The organism is Dermacoccus sp. GAS27A (assembly GCF_044909235.1).
GTDB classification, from domain to species: Bacteria; Actinomycetota; Actinomycetes; order Actinomycetales; family Dermatophilaceae; genus Dermacoccus; species Dermacoccus nishinomiyaensis.
Genome location: NZ_JBIYDW010000006.1, coordinates 139,711 through 163,492 on the forward strand (window position 1 = coordinate 139,711; position 23,782 = coordinate 163,492).

Below are 23,782 nucleotides of genomic sequence, written 5' to 3' on the forward strand. Positions count from 1 at the left end.
GGCGCCCGATGCGGGCCCATGACAAGGAGTGATGATGACGGAGCTTTCGATCCGTCCGGAGGAGATCCGGGATGCACTGAACGGTTACGTTCAGTCCTACGAGCCCGGCGCGGCCTCCCGTGAAGAGGTCGGCCGCGTCGTCGATGCCGCTGACGGCATCGCACACGTCGAGGGTCTTCCCTCGGCCATGACCAACGAGCTGCTTCAGTTCGAAGACGGCACGCTCGGTATCGCCCAGAACCTCGACGTCCACGAGATCGGCGTCGTCATCCTGGGTGAGTTCGGCGGCATCGAAGAAGGCCAGAGCGTCAAGCGCACGGGCGAGGTCCTCTCGGTTCCCGTCGGTGACGCGTTCATGGGCCGCGTCGTCAACCCGCTCGGTCAGCCGATCGACGGCCTGGGCGACATCGAGGCCGAAGGCCGTCGCGCCCTCGAGCTGCAGGCGCCCACCGTCGTCCAGCGCAAGTCGGTCCACGAGCCGCTCATGACGGGCATCAAGGCGATCGACGCCATGACGCCGGTCGGTCGCGGTCAGCGTCAGCTGATCATCGGTGACCGCAAGACGGGCAAGACGACGATCGCCACCGACACGATCATCAACCAGAAGCAGAACTGGGAGACGGGCGACCCGTCGAAGCAGGTTCGCTGCATCTACGTCGCCGTCGGTCAGAAGAACTCGACCGTCGCCGAGGTCCGCGCCACGCTCGAAGAGGCCGGCGCGATGGAGTACACGACGATCGTCAACGCTCCGGCGGGTGACGCGGCGGGCTTCAAGTACCTCGCTCCGTTCACCGGTTCGGCCATCGGCCAGCACTGGATGTACCAGGGCAAGCACGTCCTCATCGTGTTCGACGACCTGAGCAAGCAGGCTGAGGCCTACCGCGCCATGTCGCTGCTGCTGCGCCGTCCGCCGGGCCGCGAGGCCTACCCGGGTGACGTGTTCTACCTGCACTCGCGTCTGCTCGAGCGTTGCGCAAAGCTGTCGGACGACCTTGGTGCCGGTTCGATGACGGGTCTGCCGATCATCGAGACGAAGGCCGGCGACGTCTCGGCCTACATCCCGACTAACGTCATCTCGATCACGGACGGCCAGATCTTCCTCCAGGCCGACCTGTTCAACGCCAACCAGCGCCCGGCCGTGGACGTGGGTATCTCCGTGTCGCGTGTCGGTGGCGCGGCCATGACGAAGGCCATGAAGGCCGTCACCGGCTCGATCAAGGTCGACCTCGCGCAGTTCCGCGAGATGCAGGCGTTCGCCATGTTCGCCTCCGACCTCGACGCCGCGTCGCGCCGTCAGCTCGCTCGCGGTGAGCGTCTCATGGAGATGTTCAAGCAGCCGCAGAACAGCCCGTACCCGGTCGAGGACCAGGTCGCGTCGCTGTGGGCCGGTACGACGGGCAAGTTCGACGACGTCAAGACCGAGGACGTGCAGCGCTTCGAGGCCGAGTGGCTCGAGTACATGCACCGCAACCACGGCGAGTTCATGATGGCGATCCGCGAGAGCGGCAAGCTGGCCGACGACGGCAAGGACGTCTTCGCCGGTGCGATGGACGACTTCCGCAAGCAGTTCCAGGCGTCGTCCGACCACGGTGGTGAGGGTTCCGAGCAGTTCGACGAGATCGCTGCGGACCACATCAACCAGGAGAAGATCACCAAGCACAAGCCGTGATCTTCGTGATCGCACCTCGGCGGGTGTGACGAGCACCCGCCGGGGTCGGCCGCCAGGTCGACACCACCACCCAAGCCAGCACCAGTACAGAGAGGCGGAAAGCTATGGGAGCGCAGCAGCGGGTCTACCGCCAGCGCATCCGGTCCGTCCAGGCGACCAAGAAGATCACGCGCGCGATGGAGCTCATCGCTGCCTCGCGCGTGGTCAAGGCGCGCGAGGCCGTCGCGAAGTCGACGCCCTACGCCGTGGCCCTGACCCGAGCCGTCTCCTCGGTCGCGTCCTCCACGTCGGACATCGACCACGCACTGACGACGGAGCGCGAGAACGTCAAGCGCGCCGGCGTCCTCATCGTCACGGCTGACCGCGGCCTCGCCGGCTCGTACTCGGTCAACGCGATGAAGGAAGCCCAGCAGCTCATCACCAAGCTCGAGCACGAGGGCAAGGAGGTCGTCCCCTACCTCGTCGGCCGCAAGGGCGTGAGCTACTACAAGTTCCGCCGTCGCGAGTACGAGGCAGAGTGGACCGGCTTCACCGACAGCCCCAAGTTCGAGAACGCCGAGGAGATCGGTGAGCGTCTGACCGCCGACTTCCACGCCGGTGCCGAGGGTGGCGGGGTCGACGAACTGCACGTCGTCTACACCGAGTTCCAGTCGATGGTGACGCAGCAAGCCCGTGTCATCCGTCTGCTGCCGCTCGAGGTGGCCGAGGGTCAGCTCGACCTCGACGGCGACGGCAAGCCCGACGGACCGCTTCCGCTCTACGACTTCGAGCCGAACGCCGAGGGCGTGCTCGATGCGCTGCTGCCGAAGTACGTCACGGCTCGCATCTTCAACGCGCTCCTGCAGTCGGCCGCTTCCGAGCTCGCTGCCCGCCAGCGCGCGATGAAGTCCGCCACGGACAACGCGACCGAACTCATCAAGACCTACACCCGACTGGCCAACCAGGCCCGTCAGGCCGAGATTACGCAAGAGATCAGCGAGATCGTGGGTGGCGCCAGCGCCCTCGCCGATGCCAGCTGACCGCCTTCACGTAAAGGAATCCTCATGACTGCCACCATCAACGAAAGCGCAACCGCGGCCCCGGCCGCGGGCGGCGTGGGCCGCGTCTCGCGCGTCATCGGCCCGGTCGTCGACGTCGAGTTCTCGGCCGACACGATGCCGGAGGTCTACAACCTTCTGACGCTCGAGGTCTCGCTCAACGGCGAGAAGAAGAACATCAACCTCGAGGTCGCCCAGCACATCGGTGACTCGATGGTTCGCGCCATCTCGCTGCAGCCGACGGACGGCATCGTCCGCGGCTCCGAGGTGCGCGACTCCGGCGGGCCGATCTCCGTGCCGGTCGGCGACGTCACCCTCGGTCACGTCTTCAACGCGACGGGTGACTGCCTCGACCTCGAGGAGGGCGAGAAGCTCGAGGTCAACGAGCGCTGGGGCATCCACCGCACGGCGCCCGCGTTCGACCAGCTCGAGTCCAAGACGACGATGTTCGAGACGGGCATCAAGGTCATCGACCTGCTGACCCCGTACGTCCAGGGCGGAAAGATCGGTCTGTTCGGTGGTGCCGGTGTCGGCAAGACCGTTCTGATCCAGGAGATGATCGCTCGAGTCGCTCGCAACCACGGTGGTGTGTCCGTGTTCGCCGGTGTCGGTGAGCGCACCCGTGAGGGCAACGACCTCATGGTCGAGATGGAAGAGGCCGGCGTCCTCGGCCAGACCGCGCTCGTGTTCGGCCAGATGGACGAGCCGCCGGGAACGCGTCTTCGCGTCGCCCTGTCGGCGCTGACGATGGCGGAGTACTTCCGCGACGTGCAGAAGCAGGACGTGTTGCTGTTCATCGACAACATCTTCCGCTTCACGCAGGCCGGTTCCGAGGTCTCCACGCTGCTCGGCCGCATGCCGTCCGCCGTGGGTTACCAGCCGACGCTGGCTGACGAGATGGGTGTGCTCCAGGAGCGCATCACCTCGACGCGTGGTCACTCGATCACGTCGATGCAGGCCATCTACGTGCCGGCCGACGACTACACCGACCCGGCCCCGGCGACGACGTTCGCGCACCTCGATGCGACGACCGAGCTCTCGCGTGACATCGCGTCGATGGGTATCTACCCGGCCGTGGACCCGCTGACGTCGACGTCGCGCATCCTCGACCCGCGTTACATCTCGAAGGAGCACTACGAGACGGCGGTTCGCATCAAGTCGATCCTGCAGCGCAACAAGGAACTGCAGGACATCATCGCGATCCTCGGTATCGACGAGCTCTCCGAAGAGGACAAGATCCTCGTCAACCGCGCTCGCCGTATCCAGCGCTTCCTGTCGCAGAACACCTACGTCGCCAAGCAGTTCACCGGCATCGAGGGTTCGACGGTGTCGCTGCAGGACTCGATCGAGGCCTTCACGAAGATCGCGGACGGCGACTACGACCACGTCCCCGAGCAGGCCTTCTTCATGTGTGGTGGCCTCGACGACGTCGAGCGTCAGGCCGCGGAGCTGGCCAAGCAGGACTGATTTGCGCGCCGCGGCGGGGATGACCCGAGGCGGCGAGTGAGAACGACGAAGGGCTGGGGGTTTTCGACCCCCGGCCCTTCGTCGTGCATCGTGAGCAGGGCGCGTCGTTGAGTCGCGGCGCGCAGGAATGAGGAGCAGGGATGGATCTGGGTCTGAAGTGGCGGGTGCGTGAGGACGACCTCACGCGCGGTGACGCGGTCGTCGCGCCGGACGAGCGCTTGGCGTGGCCGAAGACGATCGGCATCGGCATGCAGCACGTCGTCGCGATGTTCGGTGCGACGTTCCTCGTGCCGCTGCTGACGGGCTTCCCGCCGTCGACGACGCTGTTCTTCTCCGGCGTCGGCACGGTCGTCTTCCTGCTGCTGACGGCGGGGCGCGTGCCGAGCTACCTCGGCTCGTCGTTCGCGTTCATCGCGCCGCTGACGGCCGCGACGAAGGCGCACGACATGGCGACGGCGCTGGGCGGCGTCGTCATGGCGGGCCTGGCTCTGGCGCTCGTCGGGCTCGTCGTCCAGGTCGCCGGCGACGGCTGGTTGCGTGCGCTCATGCCGCCGGTCGTCACGGGCACGATCGTCGCGCTCATCGGCCTCAACCTCGCGCCTGCGGCCAAGGGCAACTTCATGAAGGCGCCTGTGACGGCGCTCGTCACCCTGGTCGTCATCCTCGCGGTGACGGTGCTCGCGAAGGGGCTGCTCGGGCGCCTCAGCATCCTCATCGGTGTGCTCACCGGGTATCTCGTCGCGTGCCTGCGCGGTGAGGTCGACTTCGACGCCGTGGATTCCGCCGCCTGGATCGGACTGCCGCACTTCGCGTCGCCGTCGTTCTCGTGGTCGGTCGTCGGGCTGTTCGTGCCGGTCGTGCTCGTGCTGATCGCGGAGAACATCGGCCACGTGAAGTCGGTCGCGCAGATGACGGACCGCAACCTCGACGACGTCTCGGGGCGTGCGCTGCTCGGTGACGGCCTCGCCACGACGCTCGCCGGCTTCGGTGGCGGCTCGGGCACGACGACGTATGCCGAGAACATCGGCGTCATGGCGGCGACGAAGGTGTATTCGACGGCGGCCTACTGGGTCGCGGCCATCACAGCGATCGGGCTGTCGTTCCTGCCGAAGTTCGGCGCGATCATCTCGACGATCCCGCCCGGCGTCCTCGGGGGAGCGGCGACGGTCCTCTACGGCATGATCGGCATGCTCGGCGTGCGCATCTGGATGGAGAACCGCGTCGACTTCGCCAACCCCGTCAACCTCATGACGGCTGCGGTCGCGCTCATCGTCGGCATCGCCGACTACACGTGGACGATCGGTGACGTCGCCTTTGCCGGCATCGCCCTCGGTACCTTCGCCGCGGTCGTCGTGTTCCACCTCATGCGCGCCGGGGCGCGGGTTTCGGGGGCGCTCGCCGATCCGCTCGCGCCGCTGCCGCACGAAGGTGCGTCCGTCGCGGGCGCGTCGGCCGAGGCCGACGCGCATGCGGACGGGCGTCGCTGACGACCCCTGTCACACGGGCGTGCACACCCACCGGGTGGGCCGCGCGCCCCGGCCCGATTCGCCCGCTATCATGGGGGAAATCACCGACTCGAAGAGGAAGCCCGCATGAGCACCCTGAACGTCAAGTTCGTCGCTGCCGACCGTGAGGTCTGGGAGGGCGAGGCGAGCCGCCTGATCGCACGGACCACCGAAGGCGAGATCGGCATCCTGCCGGGTCATCAGCCGATCCTGTCCGTCCTCGTCGAGGGCGACGTCGTCGTCGTGCCCGCGCAGGGCGAGCGCCGTACGGTCAAGATCGACGGCGGATTCCTCTCCGTCGACAAGGACGTGGTGACGGTCGTCGCTCAGCACGTCGAGATGGCCGGGGTCTGAGGCGGTTTCGAACCATGGATTCAGCGATGACGGCCGGCGAGATCACTCTCGCGCTGGCCGCCATCGTGGTCTTGCTGGCTCTGGCGGCGATGGTGCTTCGCACGCGCGCCATCGGCCGCGACGGCAACCTCGCCGTCATGGCGGTTCGCTACCCCGGCGCGTCGTGGCGCACCGGGATGGTGCGGTACCGCCACGATCGTCTCGAGTGGTTCTCGTTCCGCTCGATGACGATGTCGCCGCGGCGCACCTGGGCGCGCGGCGACTTCTTCCTCGGTTCGCGCGCTCAGCTCGCGGACGGTGACCGCCCGGCGGCCCTGTCGGGTGACGCGGTGAGCGTCGACGTGCGCTGCGGTGAAGAGGCCTTCACCATCGCCATGGCGCCCGGTGACTACACCGCGATGCGCTCGTGGAGCGAGTCCGCACCGCCCGGATTGCACACGGACGCCCTGGTCTGAGACCCCCGTCCGGCGTCTCTGACGGTCGACGCCCCGCCCAGCGGCATTGCTTTCGCGGCCTCGACCGCCGCGATGGTCGGGTTTGGCACGGAGAGCGCGCCTCCTTCCCAAGGCCGCCCTGTCGGCCGCATCCCACGTCTGGAGCGGGCTGGGGCTCAGCGCCCCCCGCCGGGCTGCCACAACACGTCGCCCGGGCCTTGGGCGTTGGCGTAGCGCGCGAACACGAACAGGGCGTCCGAGAGCCGGTTGAGGTACCTGGCCGTCAGCGGGTTGACGCCGCCGGGACGCTCGTCGTCGGGCTCGGCGCTCTCGCTCCCGTGGGCGTCGATGGCCGCCCAGCAGGCACGCTCGGCGCGCCGCACGACCGTCCGCGCGAGGTGGAGATAGGCCGCCGCCTGAGTGCCGCCGGCGAGGACGAAGGAACGCAGCGTCGGCAGGTCGGCACCGAACTCGTCGCAGGCGGTCTCGAGTTCGTCGATCCACTCCTGCTGGACGCGCAGGGGAGGGTGCGCGGGCTGCGTCACGAGGGGTGTCGACAGGTCGGCGCCGACGTCGAACAGGTCGTTCTGGATGCGCAGGAGCACTGGGCGCAGCCGCTCAGGCAGATCGGGGGCACACGTGAGCGCGAGGCCGAGCGCGGCGCCGGCCTCGTCCGCGTCGGCGTAGGCGACGAGGCGCGTGTCGTTCTTCGACGTCCGGCTGAAGTCGCCGAGGCCCGTGCTCCCGTCGTCACCGGTGCGGGTGTAGATCGTGCTGAGAACCACCATGCCCCCACTGTTTCACGTACGCCCGATGGGAGGCGTTCAGACCGTGACCACTTCGTTACGCCGTGCGGCGAACGTTCACCCGGCGCCGTGCGTCTTTACCAATGACGGCACCCGCCGGAGGCGACGCCTCCACGCCGGGTGGGGCGCGCGACGCGCCGGCCGTCCACGAACAGCTCGGCCCGCACGGGCGAGTGACGAGGGGGGCGATCATGGCCGAGACGACGAGGCGCACGCACGCGTCGCGCTCCGAGACACTCGCGATGGGTGCGCACCTCGTCATCGACCACCCCGTCCCCGGGCGGGAGATCATCATCAACGGCCCCGTCAGCGCACGCACGAGCGACCGCGTCCGCACGGCATTGCACACCGCACTGGCGGGCGGTGACGGCGACCTCGTCGTCCACCTGGCCAACGCGCAGGTGTGGGATGCGGCCGGGCTGGGCGTCATCGTCGGCGCGCATCACCGAGCCGAGCGTCAGGGGCGTCGCCTCGTCGTCGCCGACGCGTCTCCGCGTCTGTGCCGTCTGCTCCCGGGTACCCGGCTCGACCGTGTCATGAACGTCTCCGGCGCCTGCGGCTACGTCCCGCTGGCGCGCACGGCCTGACGCGCACTGCCTGACGCGTGGCGAAGCCACGACGCACGCGTGCGCCCGGCCTCGCGACCTGAGCACCCGGAACCTCGAGGCGGATCAGAACAGCCGGCGCTCGGAGTCGTCGATGCCCTTCAGCGCGTCGTAGTCGAGCACGACGCAGCGGATGCCGCGATCCTCTGCGAGCGTGCGGGCCTGCGGTTTGATCGTCTGGGCGGCAAAGACGCCGCTGACGGGGGCGAGGTGCGGGTCGCGGTTGAGTAGTTCGAGGTAGCGCGTCAGTTGCTCGACGCCGTCGATCGTGCCGTGGCGCTTGAGTTCGACGGCGACGGTGGCTCCGCCCGAGTCCTTGCACATGATGTCGACCGGCCCGATCGCCGTCATGTATTCGCGCCGCATCAACGTGTAGCCCTCACCGAGGGTCTCGATGTGCTGCGCGAGCAGCTTCTGCAGCTGCGCCTCCACGCCGTCCTTGACGAGGCCCGGGTCGACGCCGAGGTCATGGGCCGAGTCGTGATGGACGGTGTGCAACCGGATGCGCAGCCGGTCGTCCGACTTGCCGTGCTGCACGAGCCACACGCTCGTCACGCCGTCGGCGACCTCGACGTCCTCGGGTTCGACCTCGGCCATCGTGCACGGCGGCGCCATCCAGTTCAGCGGCTTGTAGGAGCCGCCGTCGGAGTGGACAAGCACCGAGCCGTCGGCCTTGACCATGAGCAGGCGCTTGGCGAGGGGGAGGTGGGCCTGCAGGCGCCCCTCGTAGTCGACGCTGCATTCGGCAATCACGATTCGCACCGGACAACCTTACGCGTCGGGCTCCGACTGCCCGGCCAGGACGAAGCAGCTGCCGAGCGTGACGACGAACCCCGCGATGGCAAGCGGCCACGTGCCGCCGCGCACGGCGTCACCGAGCAGGGCGAGGCCGATGGCAGCGGGCACCACCGTCTCGATGGCGAAGGTGATGGCGGCGACGGACGTCGCCTCTCCCGCGTCGAGGGCGAAGCCGTAGGCGGTCATCGCGATGATGCCGTGGGCGATGAGCACCCAGAACGGCCAGCTCGCGATCGTGTGCAGGACGTTGCCGTCCCACGGCAGGATGCGCGCGCCGATCGCGATACCTGCGAATCCGAGCCCCGCGGTGACGGCGAGAAGCGCGCTGTTGCGGGCGCGATACGCCGCGTACCCGAACGGCACGAGGAGGGCCGCGGCCACGAGCGCGGCGGGTGCCAGCCATGTCGGCACCCCGGTGGCGTGACCCTCCTTGGCGCAGACGGCGAGCATGACGAGACCGACGCCGACTCCGACGAGCGCCATGATCTCGCGTCGCGTCAGCTTGGCGTGCAGGACGACGACGGCGAGCACGGCCGTCACCGCGACCGACCCGGCGATGACCGACTGCACGAGGAACAGTGGCAGGGTGCGCAGGGCACCGCTCGAGGCGAGGAAGGCCACACCGTCGAGCGCGAGGCCGACGCCGTACAGCCAGCCGAAGCGCGCACGGGTGATGAGGTCGGCGCCGTCGGGCGCCTCCCTCATGCGCGCCACGCCGATCGCCTGGACGATCGTCGCTCCGCCGTAGACGAGGGCGGCGACGAGGGCGCCGAGCAATCCGAAGATCATGAGGTCATCACGGGGTAGATCGTCCCACGAGCGGTTGGTCGTCGCATCTGAAAGACTGGGCGCATGATCAACACAGTGGGTGTCATCGGGCTCGGCACGATGGGTGCCGGCATCGTCGAAGTCTTCGCCAAGGCGGGGCTCAGCGTCATCGCCGTCGACGGTTCGGCGGAGCTCGCCGAGCGCGGCAAGGGGTTCCTCACGAAATCCCTCGGGCGTGCCCTGAGCAAGGGCAAGCTCTCCGAGAGTGAGCGTGACGAGATCGTCGGCCGCGTCGCGTTCGGCGACGACCTCGCCGCGATGAAGGACGCCGACCTCGTCATCGAGGCGGTGCCGGAGCTGCTCGAGATCAAGACGTCGATCTTCACGACGCTCGACGACATCGTTCGTGACGACTGTGTGCTCGCGACGAACACGTCGTCGCTGTCGATCACCGAGATCGCGAAGTCGACGAAGGAGCCGTCGCGCGTCATCGGCATGCACTTCTTCAACCCGGCGCCGGTGCTGCCGCTCGTCGAGGTCATCCACTCGCTGCTGACCGACGTGAAGCTCGTCGAGGACGTCCGCGAACTCGCCGTCCGCCTGGGCAAGAAGCCGGTCGTCGTCGGCGACCGTGCGGGCTTCGTCGCGAACGCGCTGCTCATCGCCTATCTCGCGCGTTCGATCCGCGCCTACGAGACGGGTCTCGCCTCCCGTGAGGACCTGGATGCTGCGATGGCGGCCGGTGTCGGCTTCCCGATGGGCCCGCTGACGCTGTGCGACCTCATCGGCCTCGACGTCGTCCACGAGGTCTGCGGCGTGCTGTACGACGCGACACATGACCCGAGCGTCGCGTCGCCGCCGCTGCTGCGTCAGATGGTGGCGGCCGGCTACCTCGGTCGCAAGAGTGGCAAGGGCTTCTACACGTACGAGGCGGCCGGTTCGGGCACCCTCGTCGCCGACGAGCGCACGCCCGGTGAGAGCAAGGCGCACAGTGGCCGCGTCGGTCTCGTCGGCGAGGGTGAGCTCGTCGACTCGCTCGCCGAGGAGATGTCGTCAGCGGGCCTCGAGCTCGTGCGGGTCACGGCGGCTGACGAGGCGTCGGCGCTCGAGGGCGTCACGTTCGTCTTCGCCGTCGACGGCGGCGTCGAGGATGACGGGTGCTGCGGCGGCTCGTGCGCCTGTGGTGACGAGTGCTCGTGCGGTCATGTCGAGGGCGACGTCTCCGAGCACGCGCTGCAGATCGAGGAGAAGCCGCTCATGCGCGCCGTGCGCGACGCGATCGGTGACGGCGGCGTCATCGCCACGCTCGGTGAGGGCGCGGCGTCGGAGGCCGCGACCGGTGAGCCGTCGCTCGATGCGTGCGTCGTTCCCGTCGTCCTGCGTGAGAAGCAGCGCGCCGGCCAGGTGCTCGAGATCGGCCGCAGCGTCGCCATCGCGGACGACGCGGTCGAGGCCGTTCGCTCGTTCGCCGCGGCTGCGGGCTGGACGCCGGTCGTCGGCAAGGACCGCGCGGGCCTCGTCGTCGACGCGCTGCTCTACCCACACCTCAACGACGCGGTGAAGATGTTGGACTCGGGCTACGCGAGCGTCGAGGACATCGACACGGCGATGAAGGCCGGCTGCGGTTACCCGAAGGGCCCATTCGAGTTGCTTGACGAGGCCAGCTACGACGACGTCTCCGGTGTGCTGTCGGAGATGTACTTCGAGGCGGGGGAGACGCACCTCGTGCCGTCGCCGCTGCTGACGGAGCACCTGCTCGCGGAGCGGTCCTTCCGAGGCTGATGCCACGGCGCAACAACAGAGCGCAGGACGAGACGCGCGGCGACGTGAGCCGCGCGTTTCGTCCTGTCGACACGGTGCAGACCTACGCGGGCGGCCAGTGGACGGTGCGGGTCCTGCGCGGCAACGCCGACGGCAAGATCTACACGTGCCCGGGGTGTCAGCAGCAGTTGGCGTCATCGCTGCCGCACGTCGTCGTGTGGCCGAATGATCGGCTGGGTGACGTGACGGATCGTCGTCACTGGCACACGAGTTGCTGGCGAGCGCGAGATCGCCGTCCGCCGCGGGGTTCGTGGCGGTGAGTGTGCGCTCGCGGTCGCATAGGGTCGAGGGCGGACGACGAAGCCCGGGTTTCGTCGTGATCGTCGAGGAGGGGCGTTGAGCCTGCAGGAGATTCGCTCGAACACGGTGCTCGCTGCGCGCCGTCAGGACGTCGAACTGCACACCGCCGACGGGTTGACGCTCGTCGGTGAGTTGGCGCTGCCGCTCGAGCGAGACCCGGTGGCCACGCTCGTCACGCTGCATCCGCTGCCGACGCACGGCGGTTTCATGGACAGCCATGTCTACAAGAAGGCCGCCAACCGGCTGCCGGCGCTCGCGGACATCGCGGTGCTGCGGTTCAACACGCGTGGCACGTCGTCGCCGCGCGGGACGTCGGAGGGTGCGTTCGACTCGGCTGACGGCGAGCGTTTCGACGTCGCCGCCGCCATCGAGTTCGCGGAGTTCCACGAGTCGCCGGCGCTGACCAATCGTTGGCTGGTGGGGTGGAGCTTCGGCACGGATCTGGCGCTCATGCACGGGCTCGATCCGTCGATCGAGGGCGCGATCCTGCTGTCGCCGCCGCTGCGGTGGTCGCAGCCCGAGCACCTGGCGGCGTGGGCCGAATCGCGCAAGCCGGTGACGGCGCTCGTGCCCGAACTGGATGACAACCTGCGCCCCGACGAGGCGCGCGAGCGGTTCGCGGCCATTCCGCAGGCTGACGTCATCGGCGTCGATGGCGCGAAGCACCTGTGGGTGGGGGAGAAGTACGTGCGGCGCGTGCTCGACGAGATCGTGCGCATCGTCGCGCCGTCGAAGCTGCCCGAGGGTGGCCTGCCGACCGAGGTCGACGCTTCGCTCGTGGTCGAGGGCTGAGTTGACACTGAAGCGGTGGGCGCCTCTGTGAGCCCGGGCACCCTTGGTGGCCGTCTCGGACCGGTTGTCGACATTGACGTTCTGCGCCGCGAGGTTCTGCACGTCGTTCTGCTACCCCCTGACCGGGGCATGACCACGTGCAGGGCCACCCCAGCTTGAGTGGTGCAGAAACGACGGCGGATTCAACCGGTCAACGCACCGCTGATGGTGTTCAGGCTATCGGCGTAAGCGTCGTGGGATGAGGCCCAGTCGAGGACTTTGCGGGGCCGTTCGTTGATTCGCGCGGCGATGGTGTCGAGGTCGGTCTGGGTGAAGGAGCGTAGGTCGGCGTTCTTCGCGAGGTACTGACGCAGCAACCGGTTCGTGTTTTCGTTCGTGCCGCGCTGCCATGGCGAGCGGGCGTCACAGAAGAACACTTGCATGCCCAGGGCGTGCGTCACCTGGTCGTGGAAGGCCATTTCTCGGCCGCGATCCCACGTCAACGACCGACGAAACTGCGGCGGCACGTCGGCGAGATTCTCGATGAGAGCGTCCCTGACGGCGTCAGCCTTGTACCCGTCGGGCAGGGCGACGACGCGCACCAGGCGGGTGGAGCGTTCGACGAGGGTGGCCACGGCTGATGGGCGTCGGCCCATGATGAGGTCACCTTCCCAATGGCCGACTTCGGCCCGGTCTTCGACGCTGGCGGGTCGATCGTGGATGGAGGTCATGTTCCGCAACACGCCGCGGCGTTGTCGGGGTTTCGCGACGCGCGCATGGCGCAGGGATCGCCCTGATCGCAGGAGGCTTCCCTGTCGTGGCGCACGGATCTGGCCGGTGTACAGGGCGTGGTAGATCGACTCGTGCGACAACGAATCCTGCTGTTCGCGCCGTAGCCAGTGGGCGATCTGGGTGGGTGACCACCCTCGTTCCAGCTTCGCCGCGACTAGGCTCGACAGCGCCGGGTCGCGGTGGAGGCGTGAGGGTTTCGGGCGGCGCGCGTTGCGCCACGCGCCCGCGTCAGCGATGGCCGCGCGATAGGTGCCGGGGCCGCCGTGGCGGGCGACTTCGCGGCTGATGCTCGTGTGATGCCGTCCCAGCCGAGCGGCGATGACACGGCACGATAAGCCGGCGGCGAGGCCGCGGGAGATCTCTTCACGTTCACTCAGCGACAGGTGCCGCCGGTTCCGGGCGCGCGGCGGCGGTTTCACTCCGCCATGGCGGCGCAGCAGCGTCCGGACTGGGGTTTGGCTGGCGCCGATCGTGCGGGCGATGAGCCTGATCGACTCACCCTTCGCCCACAACGCCCAGACGTTCTCCTGCTGCTCGTTCGACAACCCGGCCATGACACCCACGATCCCCTATCGGTGGTGGTGCGTTGACCGGTTGAACTCGCCACCGTTTGTGCACCAGTTCCTTCGCGGTTGAGCGCGACGTTTTGGCAGGCTTAGAGCCATGCCGGAAACAGAGGAGGCTCTCACCAGGACCGCCTACAACGTTGTGGCCGACGTGTACGCCGACCACTTCCGTACCACCGAAGGCGAACAGCCGATCGACTTGGCCATGATCGACCACTTCGTCGCACTCCTGCACGAGCCTCGCGTGGTCCTGGATGCTGGCTGCGGGGCAGGGCGAATGCTGCCCTATTTGGCTGGGCTCGGATGCCACCCGGAGGGCATCGACCTCTCACCCAACATGGTCCGCAGGGCACGAGCCGACCACCCTGACTTCACCGTCGCCGTGGGGAGCCTGACGCACCTGCCCTACGCAGACGAAGTCTTCGACGGCGTCTTTTCCTGGTACTCCACCATTCACAACCCGGATGAAGACCTCGAAGTCATGGTTGCGGAGATGGCCCGCGTACTGCGCCCGGAAGGGGTGCTGCTCCTCGGTTTCCAGGTGGGACACGGCATGCGCCGGGTAGGTCGCGGATATGCGGCACGCGGCTATGACGTGGTGATGACCAGATACCACCGAAGTGTCGAGAGCCTGACTACTCTCTTGGAGGAGCATGGACTCACGGTGAGCGCTCAACTGGAGCGGTCACCTGTGGGCTCGGAAGAAGACGCGCAAGCCGTGATCATCGCGCAGCGATCTCAGCCCGCCTGAATGGTGTGGCTCAAATGAACGGTTTCGTGGAGCGTGGAAACCAGCGCCCCTGCCCTAGGGAGAAGACGCAGTAGCGTGAGGGCGGCGCCACGAGGGCGTCGCGGCCAGCGGAGAGGACGCTCGTGGTCGACCTGTCCGTACTACCGGGCTTCCTCGGTGTCATTCTGGTGTTCCTCATCCCACCCGGCCCAGACATGGCGTACATGCTCGCGGTCGGACTCGAGGGAGGGCGCAGAGCCGCGCTCAAAGCGATCCTTGGCATCGCTACCGGAATGAGCGTCTACGCCGCCGCAGTCGTTGTTGGCCTGGGTGAGGTCGCCAGAAGTCACCCTGATTTGCTGACCGGCCTGAAGCTGCTTGGGGCTGCTTATCTGCTCTGGCTGTCGGTGACTACCGTGCGCCATGCTCGCGAGATGTCCACGATCGGCGACGTCGCCGCCGGGCGGTGGTACCTGCGGGGTCTGTCGGTCAGCCTGACGAACCCCAAGATCATCCTGTTCTTCCTCGCCGTCCTCCCGCGCTTCGCCGGCCACGCCACCAACACGACAGCGCAGATGGCCCTGCTCGGCACAGTCAACGTGTGCACCGAGTTCGTGCTCTACGGCACCATCGGTGCTCTCGCGGGCACTTTTCATGAGCGATTCACCAGCAGTCCGCGAGCTAGCGCGGCGTTGAACTACCTGGCGGCCACGGTCTACGCCGTTCTTGCCTGCGTCATCATCATCGAAGCCGTCCGACAGGTGTAGCTCAAACGAAAGGCTCTGCACCATCGCAGCGGTCCGGTAGCTCAACCCGCCGTTCGTGCGCCTGCGAGAGGCAGCTGCGCCGACAGTCGCAAGTCATCCACCCCCGGGCGATCTTCAAATGCGTCGGCGAACCGAGCCACCTCGGCGAACCCGAGCGCCGAATAGAGCGCAACAGCTCTCACGTTGGATGAGAGCACCCTGAGCCATACGCTGTCACCACCGCGGGCCTCAACTGCTGTCAGTGCAGCGTGTATGAGCTTCCGCGCTAGGCCTTGACGGCGGGCGATAGGTGCCACACCGAGCCCACCCACATACCACTGGCCGAACTCACTAGGTTCTCGTCGAATCTTGATGAACCCCAGCACTTCATCACCTTCAGCAGCGACCAGAACTTCGTCGACGAGCGTTCCTGTCGGCACTCCGAAGAAGGGGCGACCCGGGCTCCAGTGACTCCCCGGGTCGGTCATCGGCGACCAGCAAGCGTGGTCGATCTCGGCCAGACGCGGCCCGTCATCCACGCGAGCAGGGCGAACGCTTGCCATGACTCGACGCTACGCCCATCACTGTGACGTCGCAGGGGCCCAGCGACGGATGTTCCTGGCGCAGCTGAAACGACGGACTCTGCTCTACGCTCCCCACTGGCTCTTGGCCCGCCATCACGCGGTGAGTCAGCGCGGATCTGTAGAGAGCAGCGCAAAGATGAGAGTGTCAGTCCATTCGCCCTTGCTCCAGCAGTCCTGCAGGTGATGGGCCTCTTGCCTCATTCCCACTGACGCCGCCAGACGCGCCCATGCCTCATTTCGGGCATCCATCTGCGCAACGAGACGGTGCAGGGCGTACTCATCGAAGGCAAAGCGGATGACCGCGCGAACGGCCTCGCGGGCATACCCGTGGCCACCGTGGCTGGGGTCGAGCACCCATCCGATCTCTGCGACGTGGTGGGGCTGGTCGGTGAACCACACGCTGACGTCGCCAATGCTCTGCTCGCCCTTGTCGATAGTGAGCGACAGCGCACCAGATGGCCCCTCGAGACCGTTCTTCGTCATGCGTTTGGTCAGGTTCTCCTGCGCCTGCTGGGGCGTCCAGGGGTCTTCGAGAAGGAAGCGCGCGACATCGGGGCGAGCGTAAAGGGACGCCATCCATCCCACGTCGTCGGAACGGTAGCGGCGCAGCGCTAGGCGCTCAGTGCGAAGCGGCCATGAGGGCTGAGTGGGCATAGAGCGATCCTCCCACCGCGGCCCAGGCCGACCCCGTCGTGGAGAACTGGCTGCCCAACTACCATGGCATCGGCCTCACCCACCTCACCGCCGAGCAGCCACGTCAGCGGCTCGACCGGTGGAGCGCCGCGTTGCTCGCCACGCAGAACGTGTGGCTCAAACGAAGGTTTTTGCACCATCGGGTCGACCTCGTGGCTCAACCCACCGTTTTCGCATCGGCATCCCTGATCTCAGTGATCCCGTCCCTGGCTGCTACACCCCGCCTGCGGCCCTCAGGTGAGGGCGGTGAGCAAAGCGGCTGACAACAGCCCCCCGGCGATGACCCAAGCGATGACGCTCACGGTGGTCCGAGTGCCGAAGCTGCGTGCCACCATGACCAGCGACGGGATGCTGAGCGCCGGCAAGGTGATGAGCAGAACCCCCGCAACACCAAGACTCGCGCCAGCGGCACTCAAACCGGCGACGACGGGAATCTCCCCACCGGTGGGGATGACGAGCAGGGCGCCGACCACACCGACGAGGAGCAAGGCCAGAAGGCCAGACCCGTTCCCTAGGTGGGTGAAGTCGGACAGCCACCCGGAGAACAAACCGGTCAGTGCGACGAGGATCAGGTACTCAGGCACAACGATGGCGACATAACGCGTGAGGGCTTTAGCGAAGCGCCACGGCATGTCAGCGACGCCCTGCGGGTCGTGGTCGACGTCGACGAGTTCGTCGGCATCGACCTCGCGTGCTTGACGTTGAGCAATGAAGGCGGCACCCAGGACGACGACGACGCCGACGACGGCGCGGGTGGAGACCACTTGCCAGGACATCGTCAGACCGAGGAAAAGCATGACAGCGGGGTTGAGTAGCGGGTTAGCGAGCCAGTACGCCATCACCGCACCCGCGGGTGCACCGCGGCGACGCAAACCGATTGCCACCGGCGCGGTACAGCAGGTACACATCATGCTCGGCAGGGCGAGTAGCCCGCCACTGAGGCCTTGGCCCCATGAGCTGCGGCGGCTCATGGCGTTCAACAGGAGCCGTTTCGGGATGAATGCTTCGAGTGCTGAGGCCACCAAGATCGCGACGAGCGCGGCCTTCCACACGGCTTTGACGTAGGCGCGGGTGAAATCGAGGGCTCCATGCCAGCTTGGCGCGTCACCGGGGTGGCCGGCCTCGCCGAAGATGGCCTTGCCACTCCACGCACCCGATTTCGCGAGGGCGTGAGCTTTGTCGTCATACGGGATCCACTTGGCCCACGCCAGCCCGATCACAACGATTACCAGGGTCAGGCCTACCCCCACGATGGTCACGCTACGACTCGGCCCCTGGCGTCCATCACGGCCCGAGTCGAGATGGGCGTCTGAGGTGGAAAGAGTGCTCACCAGCATGTTTCCTTCGTGTCATCGGGCGTGAGATTCTTGCGGCGCCCTGGCCAAGCGAGACGTGTGAAGCTGCGTAGCGCCATGTCCGTCGCCGTCACAACGGTAGTCCTGCCCCATACGCACGTTCCAGCACACTGTCCGCGCCGCTTGCCTAGGCGCAGCCTTTGCGGGGCACGGTCGTCGGGCGACGACGCTGCGCGCCTGAACACGTCACACCCCTCCGGGGCAGCAGCACCTGACGAGCTACGCACACCCATCGCGACGTAGCTCAAACGAACGTTCCTGATACGACGCCGAGCCTTGGGGTAGAAACGATGGGCTGCCTCAGTGTCCTTCAGCCGCCGGCTCGACGAGTTCGACGAGCACGCCGCCGGCATCCTTGGGGTGGATGAAGTTGATGCGGCTGCCGCCGGTGCCGATCTTCGGCGCGTCGTAGAGCAACCGCATGCCGCGCTCGCGCAGCGTCGCGCACACGGCGTCGAGATCGCGGACGCGGTAGGCGAGCTGCTGCATGCCGGGGCCGGAGCGGTCGAGGAACTTCGCGATGCTCGACTCCGGCGACAGCGGCGCGAGCAGCTGGATGTGGCTGTGCGGGGCATCGGCCGGGCCGACCGTCATCATCGCCTCACGCACGCCCTGCTCGTCGTTCGTCTCGGTGTGCGCGCACGTCATGCCGTACGTCGACTCGTAGAAACGGATGGCGGCATCGAGGTCGGACACCGCGATGCCGACGTGGTCGATGGCCTCGAACAAGTGCGTGATTTCGCCGGTCATGACGTCACTCTATGGTTTGCTTGGACGAGGAAGCCGGGTTAACGACGATTAACTCGGGCGATCGACACGAACCGGCGGCCGTGCGGCACCGTGACCCACGCCCGCCCGCTCACTGGAGGAACCATGACCGACACCACCGCCGTCATCGTCGCCGGAGCGCGCACCCCGATGGGTCGCCTGCTCGGCTCGCTCAAGGGCTTCTCAGGTGCCGACCTCGGTGGCCTCGCCATCAAGGGTGCGCTCGAGAAGGCCGGCGTCAAGGGCGACCAGGTCGACTACGTCATCATGGGCCAGGTGCTGACGGCCGGCGCCGGCCAGATCCCCGCGCGCCAGGCCGCCGTCAAGGGCGGCATCCCGATGGACGTGCCGGCGCTGACGATCAACAAGGTCTGCCTGTCCGGGCTCGACGCCGTGGCGCTCGCGGCCCAGCTGATCCGCGCGGGCGAGTTCGACGTCGTCGTCGCGGGCGGCCAGGAGTCGATGACGAACGCGCCGCACCTGCTCGAGAAGTCGCGCGAGGGCTACAAGTACGGCGACGTGACGATGCGCGACCACATGGCCTTCGACGGACTGTGGGACGCTTTCACCGACCAGGCGATGGGCAACCTCACCGAGCAGGCCAACGCCGGCGACGTCGAGTTCAGCCGCGAAGAGCAGGACTCGTTCTCGGCCGCCTCTCACCAGAAGGCCGCCGCGGCCTGGGAGAAGGGCCTCTTCGACGACGAGGTCATCCCCGTCGAGATCCCGCAGCGCAAGGGCGAGCCAGTCGTGTTCAAGAACGACGAGGGTATCCGCGCCGACACGACGACTGAGTCGCTCGGCAAGCTGCGCCCCGCCTTCAGCAAGGACGGCACGATCACGGCAGGCTCCGCCTCCCAGATCAGCGACGGTGCCGCGGCGCTCGTCGTCATGAGCAAGACGAAGGCCCAGGAGCTGGGCCTGACCTGGATCGCCGAGGTCGGCGCGCACGGCGTCGTCGCCGGCCCCGACTCGACGCTGCAGAGCCAGCCGGCGCGCGCAATCGCGAAGGCCTGCGAGAAGGAGGGCCTCACGCCGGCCGACCTCGACGTGGTCGAGATCAACGAGGCGTTCGCCGCCGTCGGCCTGGCCTCGACGAAGGAACTCGGCCTCGACGCGGAGAAGGTCAACCCCAACGGCGGCGCCATCGCGATTGGCCACCCGATCGGCATGTCGGGCGCGCGTCTCGTGCTGACCCTCGCCCACGAACTCAAACGCCGCGGTGGTGGCGTCGGTGCTGCTGCCCTGTGCGGCGGTGGCGGCCAGGGTGATGCGCTCATCGTGCGCGTCGACGCCTGAGCGCTGACCAGGACACGGCCTGAGCATGCCGCGTGAGATCGTCGTCGACCCACTTGTCACGCGGATGCGTGACGGTGACCGGCGCGCCCTCGCGCGGTTGCTCACAGCCATCGAGAACGACCACCCGGCGCTGCCGGAACTGGGTGCAGCCATCGCCCAGTTCACGGGCCACGCCCAGATCATCGGTCTGACGGGGCCGCCCGGCGTCGGCAAGTCGACGTCGACGGACGCACTCGTCGCGGCCTATCGCGCGCACGGCCTCAGCGTCGCGGTGCTCGCGGTCGACCCCTCGTCGCCGTTCTCCGGTGGCGCGCTGCTCGGCGACCGCATCCGCATGGTCGGTCACTCGGGTGATTCCGGGGTGTTCGTCCGCTCGATGGCGACCCGCGGCCACCTCGGCGGGCTGTCGGCGGCGGCGCCCGCTGCACTGCGGCTGCTCGACGCCGCCGGCTTCGACATCCTGCTCGTCGAGACGGTGGGCGTTGGCCAGTCGGAGGTGCACATCGCCTCGCTCGCCGACACGACGATCGTCCTGCTCGCGCCCGGGGCCGGAGATTCCATCCAGGCCGCGAAGGCCGGGGTCCTCGAGATCGCGGACGTCTTCGTCGTCAACAAGGCCGATCACGACGGCGCGGCGGCGACCGTGCGCGACCTGCGCGCCATGATCTCGCTCGGCCAGACGGGGGAGCCGGGGCAGTGGCGCCCACCGATCGTCACGACGGTCGCAGAACGCGGCGAAGGGGCGGCGGACGTCATCGACGCCATCGCGACCCACCGAGCGTGGCTGAGCGAGCACGACGAGCTGAGCCTGCGTCGCCGACGTCGGGCTGCGGGCGAGATCGAAGAGCTCGCGTTGCGGCGACTGCGTGAGCGCTGGGAACGCCCCAACGCCGAGGTGAAGCTCGAGGATCTCGCTGAGGCTGTCGCTCGAGGGGTTCTGGACCCCTACGCCGCGGCGCAGGCCGTCGCGGGTTGAGGGTGAGGGGCTCGATGCGCGTCCCGAAACCGCGCGAGAGCCCATGGCGGCGAGGCGTCGCAAGAGCGAGTTCGGACGTGCGTCGACGGCCGGTATCAGCTCTGATTCCGCGGAATATCGGGGTTGTCGGCGCCGGTGCCTACACTCGGAGCATGAAGCCTCCCACGCCCGTCATCATGCTCATCGCGGCCGCTGAGCACGCCGAAGAGATGCGGGAAGAATTCGCCCACCGCTACGCTGCCGACTACGACCTGCAACTCGCCACGACGCTCAGCGAATCGATGACGATGGCGCAGGGCCTCAACGCGCGCGGCCTCCCGGTCGCGATGTTCGCCGCGACGACGCAGGTGGGCGACGCGACGGGCCTCGTCACGCTGCAGTGCCTGCATGCCGTCATGCCGGCGGCCAAGCGGGTCATGGTGCGCCTGCGCAGCGAACCGTGGGCGGTCGAGGAGCAGCGCGTCGCGCAGATCAGCGGCCAGATCGAGGCCGCGCTCCTGCTGCCGAGCGGCCCGCGCGACGAGGAGTTTCACACCGCCGTCACCGAGCTGCTCTCGGACTGGGGGTGGTCGGCGGGTGGCCCCGAGATCGAGCTCGTCAACATCGTGGCGCCCCCAGGCGACCCCAACGTCGGGGTGCTGCGCGACTTCCTCGATCGCCAGGGCATCCCGACGGGGGTCTGGCCGCCGGAGGCTCCGCACGCAGCCAAGACGCTCGAGATGGCGCGTTCGCAGGGCATCGAGATCGCCTATCCGCTCGTGCGCATCGCCGAGCGCGAGGTTCACGCCAACCCTGACGTCCGTGTGCTCGGGCGCGCCTTCGGCGCCACCGTCGACGAGTTGGGTGAGGGCCACGTCGTCGACCTTGCGATCGTCGGTGCGGGCCCGGCCGGCCTCGCTGCCGCGGTGTACGGCGCGAGCGAGGGGCTGAGCACAGCCGTCATCGAGGCCGACGCCGTGGGCGGGCAGGCCGGTACGAGCGCGATGATCCGCAACTATCTGGGCTTTCCCCGCGGCATCTCGGGCATGCGCCTCGCGCAGCGCGCACGGTTCCAGGCCACTCGGTTCGGCGCGGGCATCTACTCGGCCACCGAGGTCACCGGTTTCACGCCCGGCTATCGCGGCGAACCGCACGTGCTCGAGACCGACGATGGGCCGGTCTGCGCCCGCGCCGTTCTCATCTCGACGGGCGTGGCCTACCGTCGCCTGGGCGTCGAGGAGGTCGAAGGCTTCGTCGGACGCGGCGTGTACTACGGCGCGGCGTCGTCGGCTGCCCGCGAGTGCGAGGGCGGGCACGTCCTCGTCGTCGGCGGCGGCAACTCGGCGGGCCAGGCCGCCATCCACCTCTCACGCTTCGCGCGCTCCGTCAGCATCGTCGTGCGTCGCGACGGGCTCGCGGAGACGATGTCGGATTACCTCATCCGCGAGATCGAGGCGAACCCGCGAATCGTCGTCAAGACGAATGCGGAGATCGTCGGGGCGAGCGGCACCGATCGGCTGCAGCACGTGACGATCCGCTTCAACGAGAAGGACCAGGAGCTGACGGTTCCCGCCTGCGGGCTGTTCCTCCTGCTCGGCGCGCACCCGTGCGCCGACTGGCTCGACGGCACCGTGGCGCGTGACGCCAAGGGTTTCGTGCTCACCGGTCGTGACGTGCCGCAGGAGTTCTGGCGTGACGGGCTGCCCCCGGAAGCGCTCGCGACGAGCGTGCCTGGCGTGTTCGCCGCAGGCGACATCCGCGCCGGGTCGATGAAGCGCGTCGCCGCGGCGTCGGGTGAGGGCGCGGGGGCCGTGACGCTCGTTCACCACTGGCTCGAGGCCGTCGTGACGGGGACCTGCGACCCGGACGCCTGCGCGAGCTGATCCTGCCGGGCCCAAGACGCGACGCTCGTCGCACGCCGCGCGCGGTGGCCGACGTGCGAACCTGACTGCATCGTTCCCATCACCTTCGAGGAGATCATCATGCTCGTCGCTTTCTCCGTCGCACCGTCGACGACGGACGACCCGGACGGTTCCGTCAGCGAGGCGGTGGCCGCAGCCATCCGCGTCGTGCGTGAGTCGGGCATCCCGAACCGCACCGACTCGATGTTCACGACCCTCGAGGGGGAGTGGGACGAGTGCATGGACGTCATCAAGCGCGCCTGCGAGGCCGTCCAAGTCGCGTCCCCGCGCGTCTCGCTCGTGCTGAAGGCCGACATCCGCCCGGGCTACACCGGCCAGCTCGACGCGAAGGTCGAGCGCGTCGAAGCCCGGCTCGCCGAGTCGAACTGACGCCCGGGCCTCGCCGGGCGCGGATAATGACCACGAGAGAGGACGTCGACATGACCATCGACGAGCGCTACGAGATCCGTGGCCTGACAAGCGATGACGCCGACGAGCTCGCCCAGCTCCACGTCACGATCTGGCGCGACACCTACACCGGGCTCATCCCGCAGGAGAAGCTCGACGGGCTCGATCCCGTCGACGGTGCGAAGCGCTGGCGCGCGTGGTTGACCTCCGCCGAGGCGCCTCGGGTCGTCGGGGCATTCGACCGCTCGAGCGGTGCGCTCGTCGGGTGGATCTGCATCGGCAAGGCCCGCGACGACGACGCGCCCGCGGACGTCGAACTGCAGGTGCTCAATCTCGACACGGCGCACCACGGCACGGGCCTCGCGCACGAACTCATGACACGCGAACTCGGCGACCAAGAGGCCTACCTCTGGGTCGTCGACGGCAACGAGCGTGCGCAGGCTTTCTACCGCAAGCACGGGTTCGAACTCGACGGCGTCGGCAAGGACGACACCTCGGGTTCGTACGACCTGCGGATGGTGCGCCCGCGGGGCTGACGGCCCGGGCGCGAGGACCCGCCGCGGAGTGACGGTCCGACCCGAGGGACGCGCCTCGCCACGTGTGGCCAGGTGTTCGCTGTGCGCGATCATGCGTCGCCCGCCCCGGTGCGC

The 23,782-nt window shown here is 68.1% G+C and carries 25 protein-coding genes; 17 read left to right on the top strand and 8 right to left on the bottom strand.

The window, feature by feature from the left end; all coding sequences use genetic code 11:
* The first annotated feature begins 34 nt into the window (after positions 1–34).
* The 6 genes from atpA to ABH936_RS08200 all read left to right on the top strand — a co-directional run bounded on the left by atpA (position 35) and on the right by ABH936_RS08200 (position 6,487).
* Complete coding sequence (atpA, locus tag ABH936_RS08175; protein WP_038570542.1) at positions 35–1,669, top strand: F0F1 ATP synthase subunit alpha; 1,635 nt, start codon at positions 35–37, stop codon at positions 1,667–1,669.
* Between the two features lie 104 nt (positions 1,670–1,773).
* On the top strand, positions 1,774–2,688 hold the full coding sequence (locus ABH936_RS08180) for a F0F1 ATP synthase subunit gamma (protein ID WP_006946039.1): 915 nt from the start codon (positions 1,774–1,776) through the stop codon (positions 2,686–2,688).
* 24 nt (positions 2,689–2,712) lie between these two features.
* Complete coding sequence (atpD, locus tag ABH936_RS08185) at positions 2,713–4,173, top strand: F0F1 ATP synthase subunit beta (RefSeq protein ID WP_006945923.1); 1,461 nt, start codon at positions 2,713–2,715, stop codon at positions 4,171–4,173.
* Positions 4,174–4,313: 140 nt separating this feature from the next.
* Positions 4,314–5,660 (top strand): uracil-xanthine permease family protein, encoded by a 1,347-nt coding sequence (locus tag ABH936_RS08190; protein ID WP_144693350.1) that lies wholly within the window; start codon positions 4,314–4,316, stop codon positions 5,658–5,660.
* A gap of 105 nt (positions 5,661–5,765) precedes the next feature.
* Entirely contained in the window at positions 5,766–6,032 is a 267-nt protein-coding gene (locus tag ABH936_RS08195) for a F0F1 ATP synthase subunit epsilon (RefSeq protein ID WP_006945873.1), read from the top strand.
* A gap of 26 nt (positions 6,033–6,058) precedes the next feature.
* Positions 6,059–6,487 carry a DUF2550 family protein gene (locus tag ABH936_RS08200; RefSeq protein WP_186322151.1) on the top strand — a complete coding sequence of 143 codons (429 nt, stop codon included), beginning with the start codon at positions 6,059–6,061 and terminating at the stop codon, positions 6,485–6,487.
* Between the two features lie 155 nt (positions 6,488–6,642).
* Here the strand turns inward: ABH936_RS08200 and ABH936_RS08205 are convergent, their stop codons facing one another.
* Positions 6,643–7,254: a cob(I)yrinic acid a,c-diamide adenosyltransferase gene (locus tag ABH936_RS08205; RefSeq protein ID WP_144693346.1), complete on the bottom strand. Its 612-nt coding sequence runs from the start codon at positions 7,252–7,254 to the stop codon at positions 6,643–6,645.
* 209 nt (positions 7,255–7,463) lie between these two features.
* Between ABH936_RS08205 and ABH936_RS08210 the strand changes: the two genes are divergently transcribed.
* Positions 7,464–7,859: an STAS domain-containing protein gene (locus tag ABH936_RS08210; protein ID WP_186318469.1), complete on the top strand. Its 396-nt coding sequence runs from the start codon at positions 7,464–7,466 to the stop codon at positions 7,857–7,859.
* Positions 7,860–7,943: 84 nt separating this feature from the next.
* Here ABH936_RS08210 and nucS read toward each other — a convergent pair whose 3' ends face one another.
* Positions 7,944–8,639 (bottom strand): endonuclease NucS, encoded by a 696-nt coding sequence (gene nucS / locus ABH936_RS08215; protein WP_006945990.1) that lies wholly within the window; start codon positions 8,637–8,639, stop codon positions 7,944–7,946.
* 9 nt (positions 8,640–8,648) lie between these two features.
* Positions 8,649–9,464: a hypothetical protein gene (locus ABH936_RS08220; protein WP_074041234.1), complete on the bottom strand. Its 816-nt coding sequence runs from the start codon at positions 9,462–9,464 to the stop codon at positions 8,649–8,651.
* Positions 9,465–9,527: 63 nt separating this feature from the next.
* Between ABH936_RS08220 and ABH936_RS08225 the strand changes: the two genes are divergently transcribed.
* The 3 genes from ABH936_RS08225 (at position 9,528) to ABH936_RS08235 (ending at position 12,356) form a co-directional block, all read left to right on the top strand.
* Positions 9,528–11,225 (top strand): 3-hydroxybutyryl-CoA dehydrogenase, encoded by a 1,698-nt coding sequence (locus ABH936_RS08225; RefSeq protein WP_074041235.1) that lies wholly within the window; start codon positions 9,528–9,530, stop codon positions 11,223–11,225.
* A gap of 44 nt (positions 11,226–11,269) precedes the next feature.
* Complete coding sequence (locus ABH936_RS08230) at positions 11,270–11,524, top strand: hypothetical protein (protein WP_231729374.1); 255 nt, start codon at positions 11,270–11,272, stop codon at positions 11,522–11,524.
* A 76-nt stretch (positions 11,525–11,600) separates the two neighbouring features.
* The gene (locus ABH936_RS08235; protein ID WP_006946044.1) at positions 11,601–12,356 is read left to right on the top strand and encodes an alpha/beta hydrolase; all 756 of its coding nucleotides are present in this window, start codon (positions 11,601–11,603) and stop codon (positions 12,354–12,356) included.
* A gap of 182 nt (positions 12,357–12,538) precedes the next feature.
* Here ABH936_RS08235 and ABH936_RS08240 read toward each other — a convergent pair whose 3' ends face one another.
* Entirely contained in the window at positions 12,539–13,672 is a 1,134-nt protein-coding gene (locus ABH936_RS08240; RefSeq protein WP_404602994.1) for an IS30 family transposase, read from the bottom strand.
* Between the two features lie 118 nt (positions 13,673–13,790).
* Here ABH936_RS08240 and ABH936_RS08245 point away from each other — a divergent pair, with 118 nt between their 5' ends.
* Positions 13,791–14,444, top strand: coding sequence for a class I SAM-dependent methyltransferase (locus ABH936_RS08245; RefSeq protein WP_136788678.1), 654 nt, complete (start codon positions 13,791–13,793; stop codon positions 14,442–14,444).
* Positions 14,445–14,566: 122 nt separating this feature from the next.
* A complete protein-coding gene (locus ABH936_RS08250) occupies positions 14,567–15,190 on the top strand; it encodes a LysE family translocator (protein WP_404602995.1) in 624 nt (207 codons plus the stop codon).
* Between the two features lie 41 nt (positions 15,191–15,231).
* Here the strand turns inward: ABH936_RS08250 and ABH936_RS08255 are convergent, their stop codons facing one another.
* From ABH936_RS08255 to mce, 4 genes are all read right to left on the bottom strand, one after another.
* On the bottom strand, positions 15,232–15,732 hold the full coding sequence (locus tag ABH936_RS08255; RefSeq protein ID WP_404602996.1) for a GNAT family N-acetyltransferase: 501 nt from the start codon (positions 15,730–15,732) through the stop codon (positions 15,232–15,234).
* Positions 15,733–15,858: 126 nt separating this feature from the next.
* On the bottom strand, positions 15,859–16,407 hold the full coding sequence (locus ABH936_RS08260; RefSeq protein WP_404602997.1) for a GNAT family N-acetyltransferase: 549 nt from the start codon (positions 16,405–16,407) through the stop codon (positions 15,859–15,861).
* Positions 16,408–16,679: 272 nt separating this feature from the next.
* Positions 16,680–17,783 (bottom strand): permease, encoded by a 1,104-nt coding sequence (locus ABH936_RS08265; protein ID WP_404602998.1) that lies wholly within the window; start codon positions 17,781–17,783, stop codon positions 16,680–16,682.
* Positions 17,784–18,101: 318 nt separating this feature from the next.
* Complete coding sequence (gene mce / locus ABH936_RS08270) at positions 18,102–18,551, bottom strand: methylmalonyl-CoA epimerase (RefSeq protein ID WP_040014772.1); 450 nt, start codon at positions 18,549–18,551, stop codon at positions 18,102–18,104.
* Positions 18,552–18,674: 123 nt separating this feature from the next.
* On the opposite strand from mce, the gene ABH936_RS08275 reads away from it, so the two are divergent.
* From ABH936_RS08275 to ABH936_RS08295, 5 genes are all read left to right on the top strand, one after another.
* Positions 18,675–19,868 carry an acetyl-CoA C-acetyltransferase gene (locus ABH936_RS08275; protein WP_062257749.1) on the top strand — a complete coding sequence of 398 codons (1,194 nt, stop codon included), beginning with the start codon at positions 18,675–18,677 and terminating at the stop codon, positions 19,866–19,868.
* Between the two features lie 25 nt (positions 19,869–19,893).
* Positions 19,894–20,844: a methylmalonyl Co-A mutase-associated GTPase MeaB gene (gene meaB / locus ABH936_RS08280; protein WP_404602999.1), complete on the top strand. Its 951-nt coding sequence runs from the start codon at positions 19,894–19,896 to the stop codon at positions 20,842–20,844.
* Positions 20,845–20,996: 152 nt separating this feature from the next.
* Positions 20,997–22,706, top strand: a complete 1,710-nt coding sequence (locus tag ABH936_RS08285) for an FAD-dependent oxidoreductase (protein WP_404603000.1) — start codon at positions 20,997–20,999, stop codon at positions 22,704–22,706.
* Between the two features lie 99 nt (positions 22,707–22,805).
* Positions 22,806–23,114, top strand: a complete 309-nt coding sequence (locus tag ABH936_RS08290) for a thiamine-binding protein (protein ID WP_165584796.1) — start codon at positions 22,806–22,808, stop codon at positions 23,112–23,114.
* A gap of 50 nt (positions 23,115–23,164) precedes the next feature.
* Positions 23,165–23,668, top strand: a complete 504-nt coding sequence (locus ABH936_RS08295; RefSeq protein WP_006946004.1) for a GNAT family N-acetyltransferase — start codon at positions 23,165–23,167, stop codon at positions 23,666–23,668.
* The last annotated feature ends 114 nt before the right edge of the window (positions 23,669–23,782 follow it).

Excerpts from the sequence above, each read along its gene's own strand:
- ABH936_RS08225 (WP_074041235.1), top strand. The coding sequence starts at position 9,528 with ATGATCAACACAGTGGGTGTCATCGGGCTCGGCACGATGGGTGCCGGC.
- ABH936_RS08195 (WP_006945873.1), top strand. The coding sequence starts at position 5,766 with ATGAGCACCCTGAACGTCAAGTTCGTCGCTGCCGACCGTGAGGTCTGG.
- ABH936_RS08285 (WP_404603000.1), top strand. The coding sequence starts at position 20,997 with ATGAAGCCTCCCACGCCCGTCATCATGCTCATCGCGGCCGCTGAGCAC.
- ABH936_RS08220 (WP_074041234.1), bottom strand. The coding sequence starts at position 9,464 with ATGATCTTCGGATTGCTCGGCGCCCTCGTCGCCGCCCTCGTCTACGGC.
- ABH936_RS08210 (WP_186318469.1), top strand. The coding sequence starts at position 7,464 with ATGGCCGAGACGACGAGGCGCACGCACGCGTCGCGCTCCGAGACACTC.
- mce (WP_040014772.1), bottom strand. The coding sequence starts at position 18,551 with ATGACCGGCGAAATCACGCACTTGTTCGAGGCCATCGACCACGTCGGC.
- ABH936_RS08245 (WP_136788678.1), top strand. The coding sequence starts at position 13,791 with ATGCCGGAAACAGAGGAGGCTCTCACCAGGACCGCCTACAACGTTGTG.
- ABH936_RS08290 (WP_165584796.1), top strand. The coding sequence starts at position 22,806 with ATGCTCGTCGCTTTCTCCGTCGCACCGTCGACGACGGACGACCCGGAC.
- ABH936_RS08200 (WP_186322151.1), top strand. The coding sequence starts at position 6,059 with ATGACGGCCGGCGAGATCACTCTCGCGCTGGCCGCCATCGTGGTCTTG.
- ABH936_RS08275 (WP_062257749.1), top strand. The coding sequence starts at position 18,675 with ATGACCGACACCACCGCCGTCATCGTCGCCGGAGCGCGCACCCCGATG.
- ABH936_RS08205 (WP_144693346.1), bottom strand. The coding sequence starts at position 7,254 with ATGGTGGTTCTCAGCACGATCTACACCCGCACCGGTGACGACGGGAGC.
- ABH936_RS08260 (WP_404602997.1), bottom strand. The coding sequence starts at position 16,407 with ATGCCCACTCAGCCCTCATGGCCGCTTCGCACTGAGCGCCTAGCGCTG.
- ABH936_RS08295 (WP_006946004.1), top strand. The coding sequence starts at position 23,165 with ATGACCATCGACGAGCGCTACGAGATCCGTGGCCTGACAAGCGATGAC.
- ABH936_RS08265 (WP_404602998.1), bottom strand. The coding sequence starts at position 17,783 with ATGCTGGTGAGCACTCTTTCCACCTCAGACGCCCATCTCGACTCGGGC.
- ABH936_RS08255 (WP_404602996.1), bottom strand. The coding sequence starts at position 15,732 with ATGGCAAGCGTTCGCCCTGCTCGCGTGGATGACGGGCCGCGTCTGGCC.
- atpA (WP_038570542.1), top strand. The coding sequence starts at position 35 with ATGACGGAGCTTTCGATCCGTCCGGAGGAGATCCGGGATGCACTGAAC.
- ABH936_RS08190 (WP_144693350.1), top strand. The coding sequence starts at position 4,314 with ATGGATCTGGGTCTGAAGTGGCGGGTGCGTGAGGACGACCTCACGCGC.
- atpD (WP_006945923.1), top strand. The coding sequence starts at position 2,713 with ATGACTGCCACCATCAACGAAAGCGCAACCGCGGCCCCGGCCGCGGGC.
- meaB (WP_404602999.1), top strand. The coding sequence starts at position 19,894 with ATGCCGCGTGAGATCGTCGTCGACCCACTTGTCACGCGGATGCGTGAC.
- ABH936_RS08180 (WP_006946039.1), top strand. The coding sequence starts at position 1,774 with ATGGGAGCGCAGCAGCGGGTCTACCGCCAGCGCATCCGGTCCGTCCAG.